General features: G+C 38.6%; 13 protein-coding genes and 1 other RNA gene. 11 read left to right on the forward strand and 3 right to left on the reverse strand.

Going from position 1 to position 16,192, the window contains the following annotated elements; all coding sequences use genetic code 11:
* The first annotated feature begins 496 nt into the window (after positions 1 to 496).
* The 5 genes from ACT29I_RS19075 to ACT29I_RS19095 all read left to right on the forward strand — a co-directional run bounded on the left by ACT29I_RS19075 (position 497) and on the right by ACT29I_RS19095 (position 3,638).
* A complete protein-coding gene (locus ACT29I_RS19075) occupies positions 497 to 628 on the forward strand; it encodes a hypothetical protein (protein WP_444794161.1) in 132 nt (43 codons plus the stop codon).
* Positions 629 to 1,097: 469 nt separating this feature from the next.
* Positions 1,098 to 1,682, forward strand: a complete 585-nt coding sequence (locus ACT29I_RS19080; RefSeq protein ID WP_444794162.1) for a hypothetical protein — start codon at positions 1,098 to 1,100, stop codon at positions 1,680 to 1,682.
* A 135-nt stretch (positions 1,683 to 1,817) separates the two neighbouring features.
* Entirely contained in the window at positions 1,818 to 2,096 is a 279-nt protein-coding gene (locus ACT29I_RS19085) for a hypothetical protein (RefSeq protein ID WP_444794163.1), read from the forward strand.
* Between the two features lie 334 nt (positions 2,097 to 2,430).
* Positions 2,431 to 2,670: a hypothetical protein gene (locus ACT29I_RS19090; protein ID WP_430931424.1), complete on the forward strand. Its 240-nt coding sequence runs from the start codon at positions 2,431 to 2,433 to the stop codon at positions 2,668 to 2,670.
* 200 nt (positions 2,671 to 2,870) lie between these two features.
* The gene (locus ACT29I_RS19095) at positions 2,871 to 3,638 is read left to right on the forward strand and encodes a patatin-like phospholipase family protein (RefSeq protein WP_430931425.1); all 768 of its coding nucleotides are present in this window, start codon (positions 2,871 to 2,873) and stop codon (positions 3,636 to 3,638) included.
* Positions 3,639 to 4,102: 464 nt separating this feature from the next.
* Here ACT29I_RS19095 and fumC read toward each other — a convergent pair whose 3' ends face one another.
* Together fumC and ACT29I_RS19105 are read right to left on the reverse strand one after the other, a co-directional pair.
* Complete coding sequence (fumC, locus tag ACT29I_RS19100; RefSeq protein WP_430931426.1) at positions 4,103 to 5,497, reverse strand: class II fumarate hydratase; 1,395 nt, start codon at positions 5,495 to 5,497, stop codon at positions 4,103 to 4,105.
* Positions 5,498 to 5,578: 81 nt separating this feature from the next.
* Complete coding sequence (locus tag ACT29I_RS19105; protein ID WP_430931427.1) at positions 5,579 to 5,905, reverse strand: 4a-hydroxytetrahydrobiopterin dehydratase; 327 nt, start codon at positions 5,903 to 5,905, stop codon at positions 5,579 to 5,581.
* 927 nt (positions 5,906 to 6,832) lie between these two features.
* Here ACT29I_RS19105 and ACT29I_RS19110 point away from each other — a divergent pair.
* Positions 6,833 to 7,927: a mechanosensitive ion channel family protein gene (locus tag ACT29I_RS19110; RefSeq protein WP_430931428.1), complete on the forward strand. Its 1,095-nt coding sequence runs from the start codon at positions 6,833 to 6,835 to the stop codon at positions 7,925 to 7,927.
* A gap of 362 nt (positions 7,928 to 8,289) precedes the next feature.
* On the opposite strand, the gene ssrA is transcribed toward ACT29I_RS19110, so the two are convergent.
* Positions 8,290 to 8,687, reverse strand: a transfer-messenger RNA (tmRNA) gene (gene ssrA / locus ACT29I_RS19115).
* 224 nt (positions 8,688 to 8,911) lie between these two features.
* Here ssrA and ACT29I_RS19120 point away from each other — a divergent pair.
* The 5 genes from ACT29I_RS19120 (at position 8,912) to dnaA (ending at position 16,163) form a co-directional block, all read left to right on the forward strand.
* Complete coding sequence (locus ACT29I_RS19120) at positions 8,912 to 10,132, forward strand: NAD(P)-dependent oxidoreductase (RefSeq protein WP_430931429.1); 1,221 nt, start codon at positions 8,912 to 8,914, stop codon at positions 10,130 to 10,132.
* Positions 10,133 to 10,409: 277 nt separating this feature from the next.
* Positions 10,410 to 11,630 (forward strand): OmpP1/FadL family transporter, encoded by a 1,221-nt coding sequence (locus tag ACT29I_RS19125; protein ID WP_444794164.1) that lies wholly within the window; start codon positions 10,410 to 10,412, stop codon positions 11,628 to 11,630.
* Positions 11,631 to 11,641: 11 nt separating this feature from the next.
* Positions 11,642 to 12,970 carry an SGNH/GDSL hydrolase family protein gene (locus tag ACT29I_RS19130; RefSeq protein WP_444794165.1) on the forward strand — a complete coding sequence of 443 codons (1,329 nt, stop codon included), beginning with the start codon at positions 11,642 to 11,644 and terminating at the stop codon, positions 12,968 to 12,970.
* Between the two features lie 208 nt (positions 12,971 to 13,178).
* On the forward strand, positions 13,179 to 14,399 hold the full coding sequence (locus tag ACT29I_RS19135; RefSeq protein WP_444794166.1) for an MlaD family protein: 1,221 nt from the start codon (positions 13,179 to 13,181) through the stop codon (positions 14,397 to 14,399).
* Positions 14,400 to 14,729: 330 nt separating this feature from the next.
* On the forward strand, positions 14,730 to 16,163 hold the full coding sequence (dnaA, locus tag ACT29I_RS19140; RefSeq protein WP_444794167.1) for a chromosomal replication initiator protein DnaA: 1,434 nt from the start codon (positions 14,730 to 14,732) through the stop codon (positions 16,161 to 16,163).
* Positions 16,164 to 16,192 lie beyond the last annotated feature (29 nt).

The following is a 16,192-nucleotide window of genomic DNA, read 5'->3' on the forward strand; positions in this document are numbered from 1 at the left end:
ATATGTTAATGCAGTGGCTTTCTATCTTTAATCAAACCTATCCTAAACTATGAGTTGATTCGCATATAAACACTTTATTTTCTTTCGTCAAGCTTTAATAGTATTTTTTAAGGTGAGCCTTAAAAGAGGAGCAGAAATTATAAGCATTTTATTATTGAAGTTGAGAGGTTATATTATAATGTTAAACTGGAACTAAAATTAGGTCTGATACTTGAAGCCATAATTAGAAGTATGATGAATGAAATCGCTAATGTAAGATTCCATTTATTTTGAGTCGTTTTGTCAAGTTCGTATCTGCTGTATAATGTAATTGCTTTGTATGGGATAAAAAAATCATTGCTTGTGGATCCTTAATATTTTGCAACTAATGAAGCAGTATATATTACCATAGTATTGTCATTTTTAGGTATGGCATCAAGCAGTTGATTCATATCTGCAACTCCACTAAAACCTTTTTTAGAGTGTTTTATCTCAATAAAATGTTGAATATATTTGGGTGAAAGAACAACATGTAGGTTGTTTTGGAGACTCCGAAACACCCACAGAATTTATCATCACCCATTACCTTAAACCAGGTGAAAATACCTTAGTAGTTGAGGTTTTCAAAGGAGTGATGCCTGTTACCTGAAGGATCAGAAATTCTGGCGTTTGGCAGGTTTAACGCGCGACGTATTTTTGATGTCACATCATCCGTAGCATATCCGCGACTTTAAGTTTTAGATGGTTTGGCTGATGATTATACTATAGAAACATTTGATTTTGCCTTTGAATTGGCAGGAACGTAAGAAACCAACCATTAACCGTAACTACTTAGTTGATGGATGCTAGGGATGTATATCAAATATTTTCTTCTGTTGCAGAGGAAAGTAAGCTAGTTTACTGCTGTTTACTTAAAATTCAAAAAAAGTTACCGTTCCCATGAACGGTATGATTAAAGGAGCTGAGTATGAAACTGAATTACCGGGTACTGGAAATCCCTTACCGATAAAGGTTTGATCGTATACGCAAATGGGATGGTTGATTCGTAACCCTAGGAAGATCTTGCCCTCCGCGATTATTCTATTGCTGGTAAATCAGTCAAGGATATTGTTTTATCCATGGGAGGATATGCAACTACGAGTTATCGTGACAATGGTTTAATTGTGTTGGATGCTATTGAAGATATCAGGAACCTGCGTGAAAGAATGGATGCGTTTTTTGCTTCAACGACTGAATATTTCCCTCCTGACTCTGTTTTTATCGGAGGACCTTCTGAAGGAGGTTTGGTTACTGCACTAACAATAGAAAAATACCCAGATTTATTTGACCGGGCCCTATCCATTTGCGGATCCATTGGTAATTTTTATAAGCAATTACAATATAACGACAACTTTCATGTGTTATTGAATTATTTTTTTAAAAATGAATTTTTGGCAAAAGGAATCAATCTTGGAAATCTAAAGGATGGGATTAGTCCTTTGGCTATTGGAGCCTGTAAATTAGGCGCTTTACCGCTCCCTGTTGCTGATATTTTTATCAATAAGCCGGGTAAAACACTCGAACTGGTTAAATGTGCCAAAGTTCCTGTAGACAAGAGTGACCTGGAAGCCGTAATTACATCATTGCTAGAGTTGTTGCGTTTTAATGTTATGTTGACAAATGATGTAACAGACAGACTGGAAGGTGTTCTGTTTAATAATTAAAAGAAATGTTATTTTGCAAAGTACGATTGGAAACTTAACCGGTATGTACAACGTATCTTAGGCTCCAAATATTAAAAAGCCAATATTAATAAACACGGACCACAGGGGATATTGAAATCCATATAGTTACCATTCATGCCACGGGAGATCATATTACCCCTTTTTGCACCACCGTATATACCTAAGCAAAGTTTTTTTAAAGGAAACAGACTTTTGCATAAAGGCATACCTGTTTTAAATTATGGACAGTGTGCAATACGGGAGTCGTATATCGTGGCTGGAATAGCTATATTGTTGACCAAGTGCAAACTTCTGGATAGTTTTGAACTTGAAAGTAATTATAATATGGATACTCAAAACATCGATAATTTTATCAAATTACTTAAAGAAAATTCAATTGATGTTGAGATTTAAAACTGATTGTTTTGTACCGTGCAAACCTAAAGGGTTCCTACAACATATTAGGTCTGTAAATTTTAAAGCGGAAGGAACAATTATATAAATAAGGCGATATCCAAGTCACCTGGGAGGTTTCAAACAACGCACCCACGACAACACCTGTTAGGTTCTGTTATATGGTAAAATAAGTACTATGTAAATACAAACAAAGGAAGGGTATTTGGTATGTGTAAAATTCGCCTGATTTAATGGAGTGCTACATCCTATTGATAGGCATTGTTGGTTGCCTCCGAGTTTTACCAATCATTTTCTTATATTTGGTATGGTTTAAAATTTAAATACTATTACCATGACAGAACAACCCATTAATTATACCGCAAAAGATTTAGAAAATATTTTGAATAAGGAAGTGGAAATTGGCGTTGGCGATATAGACGATGAAGATATTTTTACTTTCAAGGGAAAAATGGTGGGCTACAGCGTTGCGGCCGACAATCCTGATTTGCCCGTTGATTTTCATTTTCATACGGACCATGGCGCCATTAAGCATTTTGATTTTTCGGTGTTGAAAATAATCAGGGTTCTATAGGCCATTTTCAATGAAGAATCTTACTTTCGATGGAAGGTTTTTTTTGTGGCAACAATAAACAACATTATAGGAGCCGTATAGTAAAGTGTAAAATCCGGGAAGCACTAGCCAATGGGGCCAAAAAAACTTGTTGACGGTTTTGGTATTCCATGAAAAAGATCATTGATGGAATAAATCTATACAAATAGCTTGCAAACACGATGAACATTACTAATATATTCAGGAAATATGACACGGGTATCGTGTTTAGCGGCGGAGCTGTTAGGGGCTTTGCCCATCTGGGTGTTATAAAAGCTTTGCATGAGGCGGGCGTTAAACCTGATGTCATTTCAGGAGTTAGTGCCGGCAGCATAGTGGGGGCGTTTTATGCCGATGGCTACGAACCCGATGAAATATTGGATATTTTTGAGCAAAAAAAATTCTATGATTTGGTCAGTGTACTTTTTAAAAATTCCGGGCTTCTCGACATTGGCGGCTTAAAAAAACTCCTAAAAAATAACTTGAGAGCAAAAAGTTTTGATGAACTAAAAAAGCCCCTGTATGTAACTTTAACTAACCTGGAAACGGGGGGAGCGGAATACTTTAAAAAAGGTAATATTGTAGATATAGTATTAGCCTCTTCGAGTATTCCTGTTCTTTTTAAGCCTCGGAAAATTAATAAGAGAATCTATGTTGATGGTGGATTAGTAAACAACCTTCCTACAGAACCCATCGTAAAAGAGTGTAAAAAGTTAATTGGTGTAAACGTAAACCCTTTGGAAGAAAACCCCAAGCTGGACGGATTAAGAAATATAGCCATCCGTTCCTTTCAAATAAGCATTGCTTCTTCCGTCAATATTAAAAAAGACACATTTGACGTGTATATCGAACCTCAGGAACTTCGAAAGTATGGTTACTTTAGTGTAAGTGAAAGCCGCGATTTGTTTAAAATCGGCTACGAAGCCACCCGGAATGCCCTAGGGAATTAATTTAAACATTCTAACATCTGTCACCCTTGTGTCGCCACCAAAACCGCAAGTTTTATGCCGGGTCCGATTGACCCGGGTTTAGCAGTGCAAACAGGAGGGTGCACGTTTTTTATTATCCCAAATTGTCATCAGACATCAACTAAATGCCAATTCGATGATCAAAATTTAAACATTACGTTAAACACAGCAATGTAAGATCTTCTATGCCCATAGCAATCGAGAAGGCTGATGTTTGCTGATATGAAGGAATTTTTCAAATCCCAAATGACAGATCCCGGATTATAATATTTAACGTCAGGCCAATTCCTGTCGTAGCAACCAAAACAATGGATATTAAAATAATTTCTAATGTCATAGCGTATTTTATTATATTCATAAGTGTCAAATTCTAGCAACAACAAATATGGAACAATTATCATTCAACAGATTTTTGGCTTGTTTAATTTGGTCGGTAAATTTGCGGCTTACTCGCGCGGCGCGATCATTTTTTCGGGCACTACCCATTCATCATACTCACTTTCCGTAATTAAACCAAGTGATATACCTGCTTCCTTCAAGGTTATGCCCTCCTTAAATGCCTTTAAACTAATTTTTTCGGCATTTTTATAACCGATATGTGGCGTTAATTGGGTAACCAACATCAAGGATTTATTCACATTGCTTTCGATGTGTTGTTGGTTAGCTTCAATGCCGGAAACACAATGTGTGCTAAAGGATTTGCATGCATCACTCAGTAGGGTTATGGATTCGAGCAAACAGTATATCATAACAGGTTTAAGGGTATTCAACTCAAATTGGCCGCTCGAATTAGCAATGGTTATCGTTACATCGTTTCCGATAATTCTGGCACAAACCATTAAAAGCGCCTCTATCTGGGTTGGGTTTACCTTTCCCGGCATAATGGATGAGCCGGTTTCTTTAGCCGGAATGGTTAGCTCACCAAGACCTGTCCTGGGGCCTGATGCCATCATTCTAATATCATTGGCTATTTTCGTGAGGCTAGTAGCCAACTGTTTTAGACCGGCATGCGCCTGAACAATGGCTTCGTGACCTGCCATTAAAGCAGGCTTGTTGATGCCCTCCGTAAAGGGCAAACCTGTTAATTCGGCAATGCAGCGCGCGATCTTTTTATTATACTCCAGCGAAGAGTTAATTCCTGTGCCAACAGCAGTTCCTCCAATTGCCAACTCCCCCAGTTCGGGATACGTGTCTTCCAAAATTTTTATCCCCTTGTTTAACTGGGTTGCATAAGCCAAAAATTCCTGTCCAAGCCTTATGGGCGTTGCATCCATTAGGTGTGTGCGACCGGTTTTTATGATATCCCAAAACTCCAGAGATTTTCTTTTTAGAGTATCCCTTAAAAGTGTAAGGCTGGGGATTAAATCGCTCGAAATTTTTTTAAGGGCCGCAATATGCATTGCAGATGAAAAAGTGTCATTTGTTGACTGTGATTTGTTTACATCGTCATTTGGATGAATTAAAATTTTATCGGATTTTCTTTCATTTTGTAAATGAATGGCGCGGTTTGCAATTACCTCGTTACAATTCATATTGGTATGTGTACCGGAACCTGTTTGCCAAACAACCAAGGGGAAGTGCTCCACGTGTTGTCCTGAAATGATTTCATCACATACTTCAACAATGAGCTTTTTTTTGTTTTCGGGTAAATCCCCAAGTTCGTGATTGACCAGTGCGGCCCCTTTTTTAATATAAGCATATGCCTCAATAATTTCATAAGGCATGGAAGCAGGTTTGCCTATCTTAAAGTTTTGTAAAGAGCGTTGCGTCTGGGCTCCCCAGTATTTATCTGCCGGCACTTCAATTTTTCCGAGAAAATCTTCCTCAATGTTAAACTTCATCTTATCACTGGTTTTAAATCCAATTAATCGGATCGCTGTTTGGGTTTAATAATTAGAAAAACAATGACAGGAATCCATGAATTATATTTCATCAATTTTAGCTGCTAAAATAAAATCATTCTCAGACAAGCCAACAATATTATGTGTGCTTAGTTCCACTATAACTTCTTTATAACGGATGCAAATATCCGGGTGATGGTTTTCGTTTTCCGCTATTTCCGCTATTTTCTGCGCAAAAGCCATTCCACTCCTGAAATTTTTGAACCGAAACTCCTTTTGTAGCTTTTTATCCGCAATAACCTGCCAGTTGGGAGCTATCTTTTTTATGTAACGAAGAATCTGTTCTTTGTCAAATGGCTTGGATCCTTCCTTGCAGGGTAAACAATGTTTTTCTTTCAAATCAATCATACTTTTGGTTTTGTGATTTTAGTGTGTTCTTTGATGCTATATGCAGAATGAAGAGCACGTCAACTAATCTATTTCCTATCAATGCTATATTATTTATGAGTAGGTGTGGTATTTTTACCAATTTAGTGAAATAAAGTCACATAGGAATAACTGGATCTATCTAATGTTTTTTTTATACCTCATGGTCTTACCGGCTAAAAAGTTGGATGCAATATCTTTAACTGCAAAAACTGATTCGGGTAACATAAGAGACATAACGTATTATGCAGTGTTTTCATACCTATTTATTAGTTCTGCATTAACCTCAATCCGGGTACGGAACATGAAAAAAAGTGACAGATTTCTATGTCCTCCGAAAACATTTATTTTAAAGGATCGCATCGTTTTGTCATGTTTTTTTGCTTTTAGCGTTGTGTTGTAATTAGCAGGGTAAGTGAGAGCAGTTGCAGCCTGTAACGGACCTGATACGGGATACTTTTGCCTGTTTTTTGACCGAGAAAAAGTTTGAGCCCTCCAGCTCGAGGAGAATAGAAATATTCAATAATAGTATGATGTTCCAATATGAAGAGTTTGTTAAACGTTAGTGCTTTGTCTGAAAGGTATTTTCCTATCGGGAAAATATTCGTACTTTATCCGGCACATTTTGCCTTTTTTGTAGAAGAGAATTCTGGATGAGTTCTGAGGTTTTCAATAAATAAGGCGTTAAACCCGGATTATGTATTGGAGGTTCGTCATGAGCATTGCAAGTACAATAAATCAAGGCATAACTGAAACGAGGCATCACTTGTCCCGATTACTTTCGAGAGCATCGTTCTGGTGAGTTGAAGTGATGCAACGAAGTGTCTTGTTTTAAAGTAATTTCAATGTGTAATAGAATTTCTAATGCATATTGCGGGTTAAATCAGGAATCATATAAATGACGGAAATATGTTTAAGGAATTCGGAAAAGAGTTTTTGAGCCAGTTTGACAAAGGTAACTGGCTCACTATTGTAATTATAAGCGCTTCTATATTACTGATTAGCATGGTTGTGCATGTAGCATTATTTAAAATCCTGAAAAGATTGAGTAAAAAAGATTATTTTGTCATCAAGCATGTTCGCGAAAAATTCAAAACCCCAAGTTTTATTTTTCTTATCACAGTGGCGTTAAACATCATCGTTTTTTCTTTTACCTCTGAAAATACATTAACCGGGTATGTGAAACATGCTTTAAATTTGATGGTTATTTTCAGCGTTGCATGGCTTGTGGTGCGATTAATAAGCCTGGGGAAAGATATGGTGTTGAGAAGGTATGATGTGGAGGAGAAAAACAACTTGAAAGCGCGAAAAGTTTACACACAGTTTAAAGTAATTGAGCGCATATTAAATTTCATCGTTATATTAATTGCCCTGGCCATTGCGCTTATGACTTTTGAGAGTATCCGGAAAATAGGCGTCAGCCTGTTTGCGTCGGCCGGGGTTGCCGGTATTATTCTCGGGTTTGCTGCCCAAAAAATGATAGGAACGGTACTGGCCGGTTTTCAGATCGCCATTACACAGCCTATACGATTAGACGATGTGGTCATTGTGGAAGGAGAATGGGGGTGGATAGAAGAAATTACCCTAACTTATGTGGTTGTGAGGATATGGGACAAGCGTCGTTTGGTTGTGCCCACCACTTATTTTATCGAAAAACCTTTCCAGAACTGGACGCGTGTTTCTTCCGAAATATTGGGTACAGTGTTTATTTATACGGACTACCAAGTGCCATTTGATAGGTTGCGAGAAGAACTTACACGAATACTGAAATCTGATGAAAACTGGGATGGTAATGTAAATGTGCTCCAGGTAACGGATGCCACGGAAAAAACAGTGGAAATCAGGGCGCTGATGAGCGCCGTGGATTCGCCAACGGCATGGGATCTAAGAGTTAGCGTACGTGAAAAACTTATAGAATTCCTGCAAAAGAATTATCCGGATAGCTTGCCCAAAACCAGGTTGTTGTTTGATAATCATTCCGAGAGTGCATCAACTGAAAAGTAATTGTCCCAAAACTGTCATTAATCTTTATCTAAATGCCAATTAGATGATCAAAACCTCAACATTACTGGAACACAGCAATGTGAGATATTCTATCCGGATAATAATCCGGACGGCTGATGCCTGCTGATATGAAGGGATTTTTCAAATTTTCAATGACAGATTCCGAATTGTTTCAAAACTTCAATGTCGTACCGCTTTATTTTATTATCCTGTGTCTTACGGTAGATGTGCAAATTTTTAAATATACCCACATGGCGGGTTTAACAAGAGTATTACAATAAATAATGCAAGGTATCCATCGCTGCCCGGTCAAGACTGGGCGGAGGAGTTATATCCTCCGCCGCCAAGACTTCGTAGAACGAAGGTGGAGATGCAGGGTTTCGAACCCTGGTCCAGTCAAGGAAGCCATATGCTTTCTACATGCTTAGCTCTGACTTGATTTTCGAATAACAGCTGGATCAAAGCCACCGACTGCTACCTTATCTTCTTTATTTAAGCAATAACCCGAAGTTTGTTACTGCCGGTTCCCGATTTTCCAGCACCTCTGATGTAAGCCGCCTCAGGAAAGTAGCACTTACGAGATGTCTTGTTTCAGTATCTTATACTGAATAATGCTTATCTACTATACTTCGATTAAGCTGCAAGAGCGTAATTATTTTCGCCAATTAAAAAGTTGAAACCCGGGATTTGAGAGCCGGAATTCCTGTGCTCTGCATGCTTACATACCACTTTCGCCTGCTGTCGAATCCAAGTCATCCCCATGTGGTAATAAGAATGCAAAAGTAGTAAAAAATTGGGATTGCAAAAAGTAAAAATGAAATATCATTCGGTTTTACGTGGAATTGGATTTTATAAAGAGATAGGGGCATGATCATTAATAATTTGAAATTTAAGTAGAATCAAATATTTTGATGTTATTTATTTTATTAATAAGCCAGTACTTTCGGAAAAATATAGTAATTTATCGACAGAAAATTGATCTGCATGATAACTGAATTTACTATTGGTATACTAAGAGAGACGCAAAAGAGCCCGGATGCCAGAGTGGCCTTGACGCCCAGCGGCACAAAAAAGTTGTTGAATGACAATAAGGGCCTAACTATTCTGGTACAACCTTCCGAGTCCAGGGTATTTGCCGACAAGGAGTATATGGAGGCTGGTTGTATTATCAGTGAAGATTTATCCGATTGCGATTTACTAATGGGCGTGAAGGAGGTGGATATAAATACCTTGTTGGAAGGTAAAAAATACATGTTCTTTTCTCATACCGGAAAGAAACAGCAGCATAATCAACAGTTGTTACAAACAATCATCAATAAAAATATTACCTTAATTGATTACGAATATCTGTACGCAACTAAAAAAGTGCGAGTTGCCGCGTTCGGGTACTTTGCAGGTTTAGTAGGTGCGTATAACACCCTTAGGGCATATGGTATTAAAAAAGAACTTTTTTCCCTGGCTCCGGTGAACGGGATTTCGGGCAAAGCGGAAATGTGGAAAGAACTGAAAAAAGTGGTTGGCGGGCACGATAAGATTTTGATAACCGGAAACGGAAGAGTTTCCAAAGGGGTTGAAGAAGTGATGCAGGCCTGTAATATTTTCAAGGTGGATATTGATGGTTTTTTCAACAAAACATACAATGATCCTGTCTATTTTGTCGCCGACCCCTTACAGTATGTTAAGCACAAAAACTCCATCGCGTTTACATTTAACGATTTTAAAACACAACCCAAAAATTTTAAGAGTAACTTCTTACGTTTTGCAGAGGTTGCAAACATATATATCGCAACACATTACTGGGATACTCGATCGCCCAGGCTGTTTACCTTGGAAGATACAAAATCTGAATTGTTTAAAATTGAAATTATTGGTGACATTACTTGCGATATCGACGGTTCGGTACCCACAACAAAAATGGTGGCAAGCATTGACGAACCTTATTACGATTTTAACCCGCTAACAGGTACTGTGGAAACTGCTTTTTCGGATAAAAAGAACATAACGGTTATGGCTGTTGATAAACTGCCCAGTGCGATACCAAAAGAATCTTCCGAATATTTCTCCGGTCAGCTGGTAAACCATGTGTTAAGTTATTTTTGGATGGGGGATTATAACCGGGTAATCAAAAAAGCCACCATTGCCAAAAACGGCAAAATCAAAAAGCGTTTTGCGCACTTAAGAACTTTCGTGCAGGAAAAATTGTAATTATTGCCAATGTCCAACCCAATATAAGATACCGGTTTTATACCTCTAAACTCAACTTTCCATAGATCAATATGTATGATTCAATTGTTAATCCTCTCAAGGTAATGAGCAGTTGTGGCATAGTTGATTGCTTTAAAACAAACGAACATTTAATCCGAAAGTTATAATTATTTATGTTTTGATAAATAATTCTTGTTCAATAGTTCTCAAAAAAAATATTGTTAGTACGTTGCACGGATTCTTTTTTTTAAATAATAAGAGCAAAATAGTAAAGTGTATGAAAAAATGTATTTACATGTTTATTCTTATGGCATTAAGTATAAATATTTATGCCGAAGGATATCAGGTTAATGTACAGGGGCAGAAAAACACAGCCATGGGGCACACGGGCACAGGACTTCTGTTGGGTACTTCATCTATTCATTTTAACCCGGGTGCGCTTGGCTTTATGCAAAAAGAGCTTGAGTTTTCCTTTGGCGGTACCGCTGTTTTTTCCAAAGTGTCTTATTCCAAAACAGGTTCGAACTATCAGGCCGAAACCGAAAGTCCCGTAGGAACACCGTTTTATGCCTATGCTGCCAAAAAACTAAACAAAAAAATGGTTCTTGGTATAGGCATAACAACACCTTATGGTAATTCGTTGACATGGAACGATGATTGGGCAGGCCGTTATTTGATTCAAAATATTTCGTTAAGCGCATTTATTGTCCAGCCAACATTTTCGTACAAAGTGAGTGATAATTTCGGAATTGGGCTAGGAGCAATGGCGGTTTTTGGTGCGGTAGATTTAAGCCGTGCCTTGCCTGTTGAGGGAACCCAATCCGGACAAGTAAATATGGAAGGTTCAACCATGGCAATCGGATTTAATGCGGGGGTGTTTTTTCAGGCTTCCGGCAATCTGTCATTAGGGCTGAACTACCGCTCAAAAGTAATCATGAAAATGGAAGGTGGCGAAGCCGATTTTACAGTGCCATTATCCTTAGGAGGTTATTTTCCGGCTAAAAACAAGTTTGATGCAGAATTGCCATTGCCGGCCAACTTGACTTTGGGAGTTGGATATATGCCGAACGATAAATTGACGTTGGCGGCAGACCTCCAATATGTATTTTGGGATGCCTATAAGGAATTGTTCTTCGATTTTGAAACCAATACGGCCTTATTGGCAGATTCCTCTAACCCAAGAAATTACGAGAATACCTTGATTTATCGTTTAGGAGCGGAATTCAAGCAAAGCAAAAAGCTGACTCTCCGTGCCGGGGTCTACTTTGATGAGTCGCCTATATCAGAAGATTATTTAAACCCCGAAACACCAGGGATGAATAAGGTAGGAATGTCTACGGGAGGAACTTATATGTTAAACAAGAAGTTGGCTTTGGATATATCATTATTGTTTATTGCAGGACTGGAAAGAGAAGCGCGTTACGTACCTGCTAATTTCGGCGGAACATATAATAGCCAGGCATTCTTGCCGGGTATGGGTCTAACTTATTCGTTTTAATTTTTATAAATATGAAGATGATTCACAAAATAAAGTATGCACTGTTGTTACTGGCCGTGGTAATGGTTAGTTGCGAGGTTGAATCTGTTGATTTTGAAGCCTCGAATGGGGAAGCGGATTTTATTAATTTTGTGGCTGTTGGCGATTCTTATACGGCCGGATACACAGACGGTGCATTAGGTTTACGCGGTCAGGAAAGCAGTTTCCCGAATATTATTGCCGGACAACTGACACTGGTTGGCAGCGAAGGCTTTAAGCAGCCCTTGGTGGAAAGCGAAGGCAGTGTGAGCGGTGACGGTACAGGATATTACACGCTTCAAATCGTGAATGGCAGTCTAACCCCGGTTCCTGAAACTGGCGATATGGGTATTCTGGGAGAACAGGTTTATGATGCCAGTGCACCTATTCAAAATTTAGGCGTTCCCGGAGCAAAGGTGTCGCATCTATTGGCACCCGGATATGCAGCATTAAATCCCTTTTTCAATCGTTTCGCAAGTGATCCAGCTACTTCTGTTCTTACGGATGCCTTAGCGGCAAACCCAACTTTTGTTTCGCTTTGGGTGGGGGGTAATGATGTGCTAGCCTACGCTTTGGAAGGAGGAGAGGCGGATGAAGTAACTGCCCCTGCCTTGTTTGCCGGATATTATCAAACGGTAGCATCAAGTATCTTTACCGGAGATAGGAAAGGCGTTGTTGCTAACATTCCGGGTATTGATGCTTTGCCGTATTTTAATTCCATTGCATATAACGCATTGGAAATCGATCAGGCTACGGCGGATCAATTAAATGCTGGCTACGCGGATTACAATACTGCATCAGATATGTTGGGGTTGGATAGGATAGAATTTGTTGCCGGGGCCAATGCTTTTGTCATGGAAGATCAGGATTACCCGCACCCAGGTAAGATGAGACAAATCAAAGCAGGAGAAAAAGTATTGCTTGCTGCTTCTAGCGGTATCACTGATCCTGCAATGGGATGGGGGTCCATGGCTCCTCTTGGTGCTGAGTATGTTTTAGATGAAGGAGAAGTGTCCGCAATAAAAGCCGCGACTGTTGAGTATAATCATATAATCGGAACGTTTGCCGACGATAATGGTTTGGCGCATGTAGATCTAAATGCTTTAATGCTGCGAGCCAGCACAACAGGGATTTTACTTGACGGAAATTTATATACCTCCACATTTGTGTCCGGGGGAACTTTCTCTTTAGATGGAGTTCATACCACGGCCAGGGGTTCTGCTATTATCGCAAATGCATTTATCGATGCGATCAATAAAAAATATGACGCTAATATTCCCAAAGTTAATATTAATGAATTTTCGACTGTGGTATATCCTTAGGGTCTAAAAAAACAGATTTGTAGAGGTTGTCTCATAAGGGGCAGCCTCTTTTTTTTTTCGAAATAAATCGTTTTTATGAATAACTTCATAAAGAAGCAATTATAAGCGATAAATACCCCCGCCATCAAGTTGTTTGGTCAACAGAATTGTCAGACTGCGTGATTTAGATAAAAATCTCTTATTTTTGATGAACAATAAAAGCACAGTTATGGCTAAATTCTCAAAAGAAGCTAAGATAGGTTTAACCGTTGGGTTAGCATTATTTCTATTTGGTTGGGGCATTAATTTCCTAAAAGGCAAAGATATTTTTATCCCTGGCTATAAGGTACATGGTATATATTCGCGAATTGACGGGCTGACCGAAGCAAGCCCGGTATACTATAAAGGTTTTCAGATAGGTTCGGTTCGCAGAATATCATTGCTGGCAGGAGGGGATAGCGACTTGCTGGTAACCATGGCCATCGAAAAAGAAATAGACTTTCCCAAAAATACCGTCGCACAAATATACAGTCTGGATTTAATGGGATCAAAGGGAATAAGGTTTGTTTACGGAAATAGCAAAGAGCTTCTGGAAGCCGGAGATACTTTAAATACTTCGGTAACGGGTGACTTGGCCGATCAGGTGAGTCAGGAAGTACTTCCGTTAAAAGATAAGGTGGAAAACATGGTTGTAGGCCTTGATTCGGTACTCACCAATCTAAACCGCCTGCTAAGCGACGAAAATAAAGAAAGCTTGTCCAGCGGTATTGGCGATTTTGCGGGTATGATGAACAACTTAAATCAAATAAGTGGTTCCATTAACTCAAGCCTAAGGGAAAAAGGTACGTTGGATAACACCCTGGCAAACCTGGACTCTTTAAGTGCAGTGTTGAAAGCAAATGGGGAGGTACTGTTTTCGCTGATGGCGAATTTAAACACCGCCTCGGGTCAGCTAGTTGAGGCAAACATGGATAGTTTGGCCTATAGAATGAGCAATACATTTGTTTCGGTTAATACACTTTTAAGCTCCTTAAACGAAGGCGATGGAACCTTGGGTAAGCTCATGTCCGATGACCAATTATACGACAATATGAACGATGTTTCGGTTAGTTTAGATCGATTATTGAATGATGTGAGAGTTCAGCCTAAACGGTATGTTAATTTCAGTGCCATCAGTTTTGGAGGAGGGAAGGCACCTGCTAAGCAGAAAGAATTGGAGCCGGTGTATAAGGTTTTGCTCAAACGGTCAAAGGTGCCATTGGATTTAAGAGGGACAGAGGTGGTCGATAATGTTTATGTAAAGGAAGAAAGAGATAGGAAGTATTATCTCTATACCATTGGGGAAGAAAACGAAAAGGAAGCAGTCTCAGTATTAAAAGCAAATTTAATTGATCGTTTTCCGGATGCCGAAATAGTTATGTTTCGTGGAAACAGGCTGGTAAAAAAATGACCTTCTTATCATAAGCATCCTATTATAATTTCTGATTATAAGGTAAAGTATTGTGAAGGGTGAAAAAAAATCAAAAAAATTCATGTTCATCTCAAACCCTTTGTTTTTACTGCATAACGTGCTTCAGTTTAACATTGGATAAGGAGTTCAATTGGTTGCATTACAGTTAATTAGTAACAATATTGCTTAAGGGGTTCTAAATAAGGTCAATAGTTTATATTTGAAAATGTCAAGGTTTTTAACATTTTTTTTTCAAGATTTTTTTCACAAATTTTGTAATCGGAAATCTATAGTATATAACATAAAACACTAAACAGAGGAAGCAAAAAAATGAAGCCCGGTTACGAAATTGTATGGAATAATTGTTTAAACGTAATAAAGGATAATATTCCTCAAATAAGTTTTAAAACATGGTTTGAGCCTATTGTACCTCTTAAGATTGAAAGCGATGTTTTAACCATTCAAGTACCGAGTGCTTTTTTCTATGAGTATTTGGAAGAACATTTCATTGATCTTTTGAGAAGTACGATTAGAAGAGAACTTGGGCATTCAGCCAAGTTGGAGTACAGTGTTGTTGTAGATAACCCCCACCAAAAAAATCAACAACCATTAACCCAGCGATTACCCTCGAATAACAAGACAGATCTAAGAAATCGTCCCGTTTCGATGCAAATGAATTCGGAAAAGCCGGTTGTGAAAAATCCCTTTGTTATACCGGGTATTAAAAAGTTGAATGTCGACCCTCAGCTTAATTCTGATTATACCTTCGAAAACCATATCGAAGGGGAGTGCAACAGGTTGGCGCGCTCGGCAGGTATGGCGGTAGCTAAAAACCCCGGCAAAACAGCTTTCAACCCATTGTTTCTGTATGGTAATTCAGGATTAGGGAAAACCCACTTGGCACAGGCAATAGGAATTGACGTTAAAAAGTATTTTCCGGAAAAGACCGTTTTGTATGTTAATGCAAACAAGTTTCAAACACAGTTTACTGAATCGGTGCGTAATAACACGCAAAACGATTTCTTAAACTTCTATCAGATGATTGATGTATTGATCATTGACGATGTTCAGGAATTTGCCGGTAAAGAGAAAACACAAAATACGTTTTTCCATATCTTCAACCACCTCCATCAAATGGGTAAGCAATTAATTTTAACGGCGGATAAAGCCCCTGTTGAAATGAAGGGCATGGAAGATAGGTTGCTGTCGAGATTTAAATGGGGTTTGTCAGCAGACGTGCATACGCCCGATTACGACACGCGTGTAGCCATTTTAAGGCATAAGCTATATAAGGATGGCATTTCTTCCATTGATGATGATGTAATTGAATATATCGCATCCAATATTTCCCAGAATATTCGTGAACTGGAAGGTGCCTTGATTTCCTTGCTAGCACAGGCTACCCTAAACAAAAAGGAGATCACAAAAGATGTTGCCATGTCTATTGTTGACAAATTGGTGAAGAAAACACAAAAGGAGTTAAGCGTGGATTATATTCAGCAGATTGTATGTGACTACTTTGGCTTAGCGGTTGATTCCTTGCAGTCCAAAACAAGAAAAAGAGAGATTGTTCAGGCCCGTCAGGTAGCCATGTATTTTTCAAAAAGTTTAACCAATTCTTCCTTGTCAACCATTGGTTCCAAAATCGGAAAAAAAGATCATGCAACGGTGTTACATGCTTGCAAAACAGTGAATAACCTAATAGAAACAAACAAGGATTTCAAGAACCAGATGCAGGAAATTGAAGCTCAGATTAAAATGTAAAAAATTAGATATTTAACTCGGTGAAAAGT

Origin of the sequence: Saccharicrinis sp. GN24d3, from assembly GCF_052400645.1 — a bacterium.
Taxonomy (GTDB): Bacteria; Bacteroidota; Bacteroidia; order Bacteroidales; family Marinilabiliaceae; genus Saccharicrinis.